Annotated in this window: 13 protein-coding genes and 1 tRNA gene; 12 read left to right on the plus strand and 2 right to left on the minus strand. The window is 61.3% G+C overall.

The window, feature by feature from the left end; all coding sequences use genetic code 11:
- Window positions 1–8: 8 nt before the first annotated feature.
- From FJ957_RS21250 to FJ957_RS21265, 4 genes are all read left to right on the plus strand, one after another.
- Window positions 9–629: a 2,3-bisphosphoglycerate-dependent phosphoglycerate mutase gene (locus FJ957_RS21250; RefSeq protein ID WP_140834797.1), complete on the plus strand. Its 621-nt coding sequence runs from the start codon at window positions 9–11 to the stop codon at window positions 627–629.
- 139 nt (window positions 630–768) lie between these two features.
- Window positions 769–853 (plus strand) — tRNA-Leu (locus tag FJ957_RS21255).
- A 90-nt stretch (window positions 854–943) separates the two neighbouring features.
- Window positions 944–2230 carry a site-specific integrase gene (locus FJ957_RS21260; protein WP_140834798.1) on the plus strand — a complete coding sequence of 429 codons (1287 nt, stop codon included), beginning with the start codon at window positions 944–946 and terminating at the stop codon, window positions 2228–2230.
- Complete coding sequence (locus FJ957_RS21265) at window positions 2227–2490, plus strand: hypothetical protein (protein WP_140834799.1); 264 nt, start codon at window positions 2227–2229, stop codon at window positions 2488–2490. The genes FJ957_RS21260 and FJ957_RS21265 overlap by 4 nt, the downstream gene beginning before the upstream one ends.
- 56 nt (window positions 2491–2546) lie before the next feature.
- Here FJ957_RS21265 and FJ957_RS21270 read toward each other — a convergent pair whose 3' ends face one another.
- Both FJ957_RS21270 and FJ957_RS21275 read right to left on the minus strand, forming a co-directional pair.
- Window positions 2547–2759 (minus strand): DUF982 domain-containing protein, encoded by a 213-nt coding sequence (locus tag FJ957_RS21270; protein WP_140834800.1) that lies wholly within the window; start codon window positions 2757–2759, stop codon window positions 2547–2549.
- A gap of 29 nt (window positions 2760–2788) precedes the next feature.
- A complete protein-coding gene (locus tag FJ957_RS21275) occupies window positions 2789–2980 on the minus strand; it encodes a hypothetical protein (protein ID WP_246685904.1) in 192 nt (63 codons plus the stop codon).
- A 160-nt stretch (window positions 2981–3140) separates the two neighbouring features.
- Here FJ957_RS21275 and FJ957_RS21280 point away from each other — a divergent pair, with 160 nt between their 5' ends.
- The 8 genes from FJ957_RS21280 (at window position 3141) to FJ957_RS21315 (ending at window position 8646) form a co-directional block, all read left to right on the plus strand.
- Complete coding sequence (locus tag FJ957_RS21280) at window positions 3141–3452, plus strand: hypothetical protein (protein ID WP_140834801.1); 312 nt, start codon at window positions 3141–3143, stop codon at window positions 3450–3452.
- 100 nt (window positions 3453–3552) lie between these two features.
- Entirely contained in the window at window positions 3553–4113 is a 561-nt protein-coding gene (locus FJ957_RS21285; protein WP_140834802.1) for a recombinase family protein, read from the plus strand.
- A gap of 324 nt (window positions 4114–4437) precedes the next feature.
- Window positions 4438–5277 (plus strand): ParB N-terminal domain-containing protein, encoded by an 840-nt coding sequence (locus FJ957_RS21290; protein WP_140834803.1) that lies wholly within the window; start codon window positions 4438–4440, stop codon window positions 5275–5277.
- A 155-nt stretch (window positions 5278–5432) separates the two neighbouring features.
- Window positions 5433–6215 (plus strand): hypothetical protein, encoded by a 783-nt coding sequence (locus FJ957_RS21295; RefSeq protein WP_140834804.1) that lies wholly within the window; start codon window positions 5433–5435, stop codon window positions 6213–6215.
- On the plus strand, window positions 6212–6664 hold the full coding sequence (locus FJ957_RS21300; RefSeq protein WP_140834805.1) for a hypothetical protein: 453 nt from the start codon (window positions 6212–6214) through the stop codon (window positions 6662–6664). The genes FJ957_RS21295 and FJ957_RS21300 overlap by 4 nt, the downstream gene beginning before the upstream one ends.
- A 182-nt stretch (window positions 6665–6846) precedes the next feature.
- On the plus strand, window positions 6847–7281 hold the full coding sequence (locus FJ957_RS21305; RefSeq protein ID WP_140834806.1) for a hypothetical protein: 435 nt from the start codon (window positions 6847–6849) through the stop codon (window positions 7279–7281).
- Window positions 7282–7322: 41 nt separating this feature from the next.
- The gene (locus tag FJ957_RS21310; RefSeq protein ID WP_140834807.1) at window positions 7323–7766 is read left to right on the plus strand and encodes a hypothetical protein; all 444 of its coding nucleotides are present in this window, start codon (window positions 7323–7325) and stop codon (window positions 7764–7766) included.
- Between the two features lie 295 nt (window positions 7767–8061).
- Window positions 8062–8646 carry a hypothetical protein gene (locus tag FJ957_RS21315; RefSeq protein ID WP_140834808.1) on the plus strand — a complete coding sequence of 195 codons (585 nt, stop codon included), beginning with the start codon at window positions 8062–8064 and terminating at the stop codon, window positions 8644–8646.
- Window positions 8647–8997 lie beyond the last annotated feature (351 nt).

The following is an 8997-nucleotide window of genomic DNA, read 5'->3' on the forward strand; positions in this document are numbered from 1 at the left end:
GAGCTGACATGTCGGGAACTCTCGTGCTCGTGCGCCACGGCCAGAGCGAATGGAACCTGAAGAACCTGTTCACCGGCTGGCGCGACGTCGGGCTGACCGAGCAGGGCACAGCCGAGGCGCTTGCCGCAGGCGAGAAGCTCAAGGCGCGCGGCCTGAAATTCGACATCGCCTACACGTCCGCCTTGAAGCGGGCGCAGGTAACCTGCCAGCACATCCTCGACATCGTCGGCCAGAGCGACCTGGAGACGATCCGCGACCAGGCGCTCAACGAGCGCGACTATGGCGACCTCTCCGGCCTCAACAAGGACGACGCGCGCAAGAAATGGGGCGAGGAGCAGGTGCATATCTGGCGCCGTTCCTACGACATCGCGCCGCCCGGCGGCGAAAGCCTGAAGGACACCGGCGCGCGCGTGTGGCCCTATTACCTGCACGAAGTGCAGCCGCATGTGCTGCGCGGCGAGACGGTGCTGGTCGCCGCGCACGGCAACTCGCTGCGCGCGCTGATCATGGCGCTGGACGGCAAGTCAGGCGAGGAGATCGTCAAGCTCGAGCTCGGCACCGGCGTGCCGGTCATCTACAAGCTCAACGCCGATTCCACCGTGGCGTCGAAGGACGTGCTGGAGGGGTGAGGCCATTAGGCCAGCCAAGGCGGCCTATTTTTGTTTTGCTGCATGTCGATATCCCAAAACCGCTGGCACTTTTGGGCGACATGCAACGAAAAAAGCGCGTTGACACATATCGTTTGCCCGCTTACATGAGCCCGCACCAGCCCAGATGGCGGAATTGGTAGACGCGCACGGTTCAGGTCCGTGTTCCGCAAGGAGTGGAGGTTCGAGTCCTCTTCTGGGCACCATTTATCCCGCGCAAGACCGTGAAATCCAAGGAAATCAAGGCGTTGAGCGTCCCCGGAGGTCCACTTAAAGGTCCTCCAGGAGGTTCACCCGTGGACATAAATCTGCCCTACGTTCACCAACCCTCGGGCAAAGCGCACTATCGCTATCGGCGAAAGGTGCCCCCCTTCCTTCGACCCGTTCTCGGAAAGGCGTGGATCATTCTTCCCCTGGGCAGGACGCCCGCCGAGGTGCTGCGACACTATGGCAAGGCCCACACACAGGCCGAGGCCGAGTTGAAGGCGGCAACGAAAGGGCATCCTGTGAAGGCTCAGCCCAAGACCGACCTTGAGCGATACCAATGGGCAACCCGACAGGTCGCCGAGTGGGGACCGATGACCGCCAACACGGCTGACGCCTTGGCCGACCATCTGGAGGAGACCGGACAGGGTGACCTCTATCGCGCCTTGGTGGTGCCCGACCGGAAGCCTGAGCCAACACTTGCGGATGCCGTCAAGCTGTACCTCAAAGACAAGGTTGAGGGCACGGCTGACGAAACCAAGAAGCGGCAACGGGTGGAGCGTGTGCAAGGCCACGTCGAGAAGGCACTAAACCGTGGTGATCCACAGATCAGATCGCTGACCCGTACTGACGCCAGAGAGGTCAGAGACCACATGCTGGCTGACGGTGACATGTCCCCGGCGACGGTCCACCGATACCTGAACGACCTTCGGGCGATCATCACACATGCCATCAAAGAGGTTGACGACCTCAGGGGCGCGACCAATCCGTTCAACGGGCTGGAGGTCAAGAAGGCGACGCTGGCCAAGGAGGACCGCAAGCCGTTCTCGGAGAGCCAACTTAAAGCGGCGCGGGTGCGGGTGTTGGGACATGCCTCTGCTGACCTTCAGCGCATCTGGCGGATGCTGGAGCCGACCGGGTGCCGGCTGGCGGAGGTCACCGGGCTCATGGTCGAGGACGTACACGTTGACGGGACATACCCTTATCTCGACCTCAGGTTTCACCCCCACAGGCGCTTGAAGAACGCTGGGAGTGTGCGGCGGGTGCCGCTGGTCAGGGACGCCCTCAAGGCCGCTCAGGAGGCCCGCGAGGCGGCGGGAGACCGCGCCCTGCTGTTCCCAACCTACGCCCGAGAAGGCGGCGCTACGGCGGCGTCACAGGTTCTCATGAAGCACGTCCGCAAGGTGGTCACCGACCCCAAGGTCACGGTGCATTCGTTGCGGCACACGCTCAAAGACAAGCTCGTCAGGGCTGGTGTGCCGGAGGCGGTACAGAACATGATCCTCGGTCATTCGTCAGGGGCTGTGAGCGAGGCTTACGGCGGGCCTGAGGCGCGGCTTGAGGTGGCGACAAGAGCGCTGCGGAAGGCTCTTCAATGACAACTATGTTCGACGACATCCCCCCAATTGAGGAACTCATCAGGCGCCACCTCGAAGAGACGGGCTTGACGATGGAACAATACGAGGAACAGGTTCGACGGAACCTCGCCGCCCAACGTGCCGACAATGCCGAACGCCAGAGACGCTTTCGTGCTAACCAGAAGGCCAAGATTACTGCACTTGAAGAAGCGTTGACGGAGGCTTGGAAACAGATTGGGGCACTGCGGCAGGAACTCGAAGCCCTACGCGCTGAGCGTTAGTAACGGTTTGGCGTTAGTAACGGAAAAGCTGGCCGGCAGGGTGGGGTTATAGGGCCTCAGAGATCGGGGAGAAGGACCCCCTCCTCCTTGGCAGCCAGACGGAAGCACCTTCGGACCTCACTGGTGGTTGCCTTGTCCTCCAGGGCAGCCATGCAGCAGTTTACGGCACGTCGCCAATGTGGCCCTTTCTTGGTCCACCCGAGGAGTTGTTCGGAGGCAGCCTCGACGGAGTTGACCTCGTATCGGGCACCCGGTTTCCTGGTCTTCACGGGGACCGGCGGGGAGAACCAACGCAAGCTCAAAAGGCAGGCCCCCGGGTGATCGTTCGCTTCATGTCAGAGGCGACCAGCAGCGCCACCAGATCGTCCGCATAGAGCCGCGTCAGGCCCACCGCAAGGCGACCCCCATGGGTGACTGGTTCGTCGTGGTAGAGGTCCCAGACCGTCCAGCCGGCGGGGTCTTCCCGAAGTTCGTACCTGATGGTTATCATGTAGGTAATTTAGGAGGTCGAAATGTTTGGAGCAAATTTCCGAGAGGGGGATCGGATAACTGGCTCGCGCGACGACCCCCCGTACCCCCTATCGGCCCTTGCTTTCCTTTGCACGGTCGGCAACCATCGGGGCACTCAATCAACTGACCAGGGGGAACGAATGATCTCGATTGAAACTGCCAATTCTTACAGCAGCAAGACGACCATACTCGGGTGGTTCGCGGGGCTGGCATGGCTGGCCTATGCCGGCGAGCAGCAGCCGCATTGGTGGGGATGGGCCCTCCTAATCGTCGTCGGTATGTTCGCCGCGTCCATTGTGATCGGCGGGGGGTTTGCTCTCTTGGCATCCTTCCTGACGAAGGCCGTGCGCGGCTCATCAAACGCAAGTCCCGACTTCTACGCTTGGGGCGCGTTCATTTGCCCGGTGATCGCATTCTTCTGTGCGGCCCCAGTTGCGCGCCTCCTGCCCTGATTGTGCACAAACCTATACCTTCGTGAACATACCGCTTGACATGTGCACTAATCGTCCACTAAGTGTTGTACACCAACGCTCTTAGAGGAAAGTGAACACCATGATCATCGGATATGCCCGCGTCTCGACCACCGGCCAAGACCTCGACACCCAGTTGGAGAAACTGAGGGCTGCCGGGGCCGAGAAGGTATTCAGCGAGAAGAGGTCCGGCTTGGACGAGACCAGACCAGAGCTTGATAAGGCGCTGGAGTTCGCACGTGAGGGTGACGTGTTCACGGTGACCAAGGTGGACCGTCTGGCGAGATCGGCGGCGCACCTTCACCAGATCGTAAAGCTCCTCGACAAGAAGGGTGTCGGCTTCAAGGTGCTGGACGACGCCTCGCTGGACACGACCACCCGGACGGGCAAGCTGGTGTTCGGCATCCTCGCCAGCATCGCCGAGTTTGAGACCGCCCTACGGAAAGAACGGCAGATGGAAGGCATTGCCAAGGCCAAGGCCCAAGCCGAGGCCAAGGGTGAGCCGTGGAAGACCGGCAGGCCGGTGACCCTCGACCACGACCTGATCAAGGCCTTGAAGGCTGAGAAACGGTCTGTGAGGCAGATCGCCAAGGAAGCCGGGTGTTCGCCATCGGCGGTCCAGAAGGTGCTGACGGCGGGATAACCCATCCACTAGCTGTGAAGGTCGTTCATTAGCGATTGCTGAATAGGTGACCCACTAGCACTACGAAGGCGATTGTCAGCCCACTAGCACTACGCAACGCGCTTCACCGAGATCGACCACCCTGTTGTAGACCCGACAGGCACCTCCGTTGCTCCTTCCGGGGGCGCTTGAAGGTGTTTCCGGGGTGGTCGGTCTTGGTGAGGTGCGAGCCTACGAATGTTCAGACGCGTGTTTGCCTATCCATGCATTTCATGGTGGACAGCCGTCGCTGATCAGCGGTGAATTGCACCAGATTTCCCAACGGAAACAACAGAAGGAGCGAGAATGAACGCTGGAGATCACCTCCAGGAATTGACACAGCAGTTCACCGGGGCAGCCCAAGGTCCCCCAGAGTTGCACCTACAGGACATCGAGACGGTGCCCGTGTTGTTTCAGCCGAGGGGCGGGATCAGCGAGCGGCATGTGTCGGAACTGGTCAAGGCAATCAAGGCGGTTGGGGTCCTCGACCCGGTGACCGTTATGGTGGTCGGGAGAGGTGTTTCAATCACCTCAGCAGGAGAGCCATCCCCACAAGTTGCGGGATCAAGGTTCATCCTGATCGACGGGCACCATCGGATTGAAGCCTACGGGGCCGCTAAGTGGGCCGCGCCGGTTCCCGTCACCTACTTCGAGGGGACACCGGAGGAGGCCGTTCTGGTGGCTGGTGAGGCCAACTCGAAGGCCAAGCTGCCGATGGACAACACCGACCGGCAGAACTTCGCATGGCGGCTGGTGCTGATCGACAGGCACAGCAAGGCAGCGGTGGCGAAGGCGTCGGGCATCTCGGAAGCCCAAGTGTCCATCATGCGGCGCGCTAAGAAGGCGTTAGGGGAACAGGCGGGGGATTTCTCGTCGTGGTTCCGGGCTCGCCTTGCGGCCAACGGGAAGGATCACGGGAACAACGGAGAAGATGAGCGGGAGCAGTGGATGCAACAGGTTGCTGACAGGTACGCCGACGAGTTGACCAAGAAGTTCTCGACCAAGCTGGCATTGAACCCCGAGATCGCCGCCATGGCACTGGCGAGCTACTTCGGGCGGAAGCTGCCGGAGGTGTATGGGTTCCTGAGGGATCACCTCAGCGAGGACCAGAGGCAGGCCGCTGAGGTCGATAACGAGGACTTCTGAGGCCCCGCCTGTGTAATCACTACGGGGTGCAATTTACACAGGGCGCCCCCATCGGGGCGCTCTTTCCACATCAAGGCTTCCGTTACTCACGGAAGATCGCAGCAGATTTCCCAACAGAAACAATCAGAGGCACCCCCCTGAGACGAAAGGAGACAATGAGCCCCGATGAGAAAGCGCTGGTCACGCTGAGGTCACCCGGATGGGACCCGAACGACCACCTCGACCGATACGTCACCCATGAGGCCGTCACGGCGTTCATGGCGCAATACCTCGACCAGCACCCGGACGGGACGTCGACCATCGAGCATGACCCCGTGCGGGGCTGGCAGGGGATGGTCAGCGAGACCGGCAGTTGCGTCTATCGCCCGACAGCCTTCCAGATCATGCAGGCACATGACGACCCGAGGGGACTGACAGACCGGGAAGTGCTCTTCTTGGTCACGACCTCGACCGAGGCCGAGAGCTTCACCCAAGCAGATTGGAACGCCGTGGTCGCCGGCAAGATTGCCGAGGCCAAGGTCCGCCAGGGCGAGGACAGGCGAAGCAAGCGGCACAAGCTCGACCACGACGACAGAGCCGATCGAGGGGGCCGGGAACGGCTGACGCTCGACCCCATCAAAGGCCAGCGGGTGATACCCGACGAGGCACTATCACAGCGCGCGAAGATGCGCCGAACAAAGTCATTGAAGGAAGCAAAGGCGCGGCGGGACCAGAGGCGGAAGACTGCCGAGGGCGTCGTGATCCAACCACGTAAGGAGGAATGGCGGGCGATGAGCCCTGAGCAAGTGAAGCAGTATCACCAGACCATCGACCGGCTTGTTGCCATGGGGACCCTCGACCCGCACATGGTGGATGACGAGACGGTGAACCCCGAAGGGTCGCCCATCGCGTACCTCTACCGGATGGGCCGAATGACATCGAAGGGGAACCGGGCATGAGCGTCAGCGGACTGAGCGGCTTGCGAGGCTTCCTGCCACCGGAAGACTATCCCAGCCGGGAGACGGCCCTCGCCATCGTTGAAGCCCTCAGGAAGGCCGAGGCGGGGACGTCAAGCGAACTGGAGCGGCTGACGGGCATACCCAATGTCCTGACCGTCGCTGACCGGTGCTACATGGTCTATGGCTACCCAGAGCTGGAGCCGGCAGCGGTTGCCCGAGGTATGACCGAGGTCTTTATGAGGCCCACCGGCTCAGCGCCACGGGAAGGGGTCGCCGGAGGCAGCGGCGGGCTTTCTCGACCGGCCACACCGGCCACACCCAGCGCGCGTCCTGAGGGCGCCAAGATTGTCGTCGCCGACAACAAAGTCATGGGAAGCCAAGCAGCTTTGCATGGACCATACAAAAGCGACCCTGAGGCCGCGACCTATGGGTTCACCCTTCGGCGGTAATGATCATCTACCGCATTGAGCGGGAGAACGGCGAGGGCTTGCTGCGATCCTCCGGGGGTCTCCAAAGTTCGGAGCCCCTTTTCATCAGCGCTCAGGCGCGCGACGCCTTCACCACCACAGCAATATCCCCTTCACCTGAGTAAGGGGTAATCCAGCATTCAACCCAGAAGGAACGAAATGAAATGAACACCGACCAGAACTACGTCTATCAGACCGACAACACGCCGCTGGCTCAGGCTATGATGAGAGCCCAGGCTGCACAGGCGGAAGCTGACAGGGCCAAGCAAGACGCCGTGGCAACCGAGGCGGCAGAGCGCGCCAAGCGGGAAGAGATCGACCGGGCGGTGGAACTGTCCGTGCGGAACAATGCCCAGCTTCAGGCCCAGCGCATGGGCTTCAGCACCAATCGCGTAATCACCTCGCAGAGCGCCGGGGTGATCCCGCCCATGGCAGAGGTGGAGAGGACCACTGTCAGGGTTCTCGGCGGAATCGAGGTCTCCTACCGACAGGCCAAGGACATGGCCGAGGTCGGGCAGATCACGCAGGCCGAGTTCAACAAGGCCGTGGTCGACGGGCTGGCTGCCCGTGGCTACGCCGCGCCGAAGTCTTTCAGGTAACCCCGGGGGCCGAGAGTGACGGGGCGGCTGAGGCCGCTCCGTTGCCCACCGGGGAAGGTAAGGCCGACGAGAAGACCGAGGCCGATGACGAGGAACTGACAGCCGACCAGAAGGAGGAGAAGCAACATGCCGAGTTTGTGCGCATGGCTGACCAGAGCTTGGACCGCTTTCGGGAGACCCATTCCGAGACACAGCAGCAGTTCATCGTCGACGCCTACGTGGAGACCGGAGAAATCCCGACTGGAGAAACCTTTGGGATCGAGGAGGTGGAAGCGGATGTCGTGGTGGCTGCGTTCAGTCAGCACCTCGACCGCAACGTTCTGCGGCAGCATGGGCTGAGCTTGGCGACGTACCTTGAGCATGTCGACCAGGCGGACTACCCAGCGCTGCGCAGGGCTGCAGCCAAGGGCGAGTGGCACGTCTTCCACGGACATGCCCAAGCCATAGCTGCGGCTCGTAAGGACGGTTCAGCCTACAGCGACTAACCCACCCAGCAACACCATCCCTGCCCCGATGCATCGCCCCAAGAGGTGTGTCGGGGCGTCTTGCTTACGTCAGGTCGCATCCCCACATGAATGTTATCAACCGGAGAGGACCGCCGCGACATGGCAAACGACAAGGAAAGCAGCTCCAGCAGACCGCAAAATGTTCCAAGCGGACCGCAAAACGCGCCCAGTAGACCGCAGTACGTGAACTTGGAGAAGGGGGCGTCTATGGCGAACCTCCAACAAGGACTGGCTTCGGCGGCTGGCACATCGTCGACCGCTGGTAGCGGCCAAAGTGGCGGCGGCGCAGGCGGCCAAGGTGGCGGGGATGGAAGTGGCAGCAGCTCAGGCGGCAACAACGCGAAGAGGTAGCGCGTTGGCAACCGACTGGGAGACAGCCTTTGTCGGGGCGGGCGTGTTCCTCTCTGCGATAGGATTGATTTTCAATGCACGGGAGCTTCGGTCGTCGACAAAATCCCGCGATGTCGAAGCAATGTTCAAGCTCGCTGCAGAGATACGTGAGATGGAAGAGCGGCTATGGGCAGCCGGCTCGCCGGCAGAACAGCAGGCGAGGCTGGTTGAGACATTCAACTTCCTGAACACATGCGCCACAGCCTGCGGCAAGAAGCTCTTGCCGAAGTGGACGCAAAGCACGATGACGGATTACCTGATTAAGGCCATTGCGAACATCGAGAGCGTCGAACCCCTGTTGCAGAAGCTTGACGCGATGCGAACGGACAGCACCACGTTCGTCGAACTCGCGGAATTTAGTCGGGCCAATCGGCCTGAGATAGACAGAGTAAGGGCTGAAATTGAGGTGCTGACAAAGCTTGCGAATGTAAACCAGCCCGCACCACTTGCCGGGCCGAACCAGAGCTAAGAGCGGCTTGACCGAGGTCCACCAATAGGCCATCTTAGAGGTCCACCACAACCCGGACCCCCGGAGACGCTCAGACGCCCCAATCCCTTGGTACGTAAGGCTTTGCGCCGGATCGGCAGGCGGTTTGATACTGCCCCTGTCACGCCTCTTCTGGGCACCATCTCATCCCGACTGCCAACGGGGTGCAAGTCTCAACGTTCGCGATCAGCCGTAAGCTTCCGATCTTCGTCATTCCAGGGCGGAGCAAGGAGCGAAGCGACGCGCACAGACCCTGGAATCCTGTGTGTTGGTTCTGGTGTATGGTTTGAAGTGGGAAGGAGACCGAATGAATCCTGGTCGTCCTTTCGGACA

Origin of the sequence: Mesorhizobium sp. B2-4-6 (genome assembly GCF_006442775.1) — a bacterium.
Classification (GTDB): domain Bacteria; phylum Pseudomonadota; class Alphaproteobacteria; order Rhizobiales; family Rhizobiaceae; genus Mesorhizobium.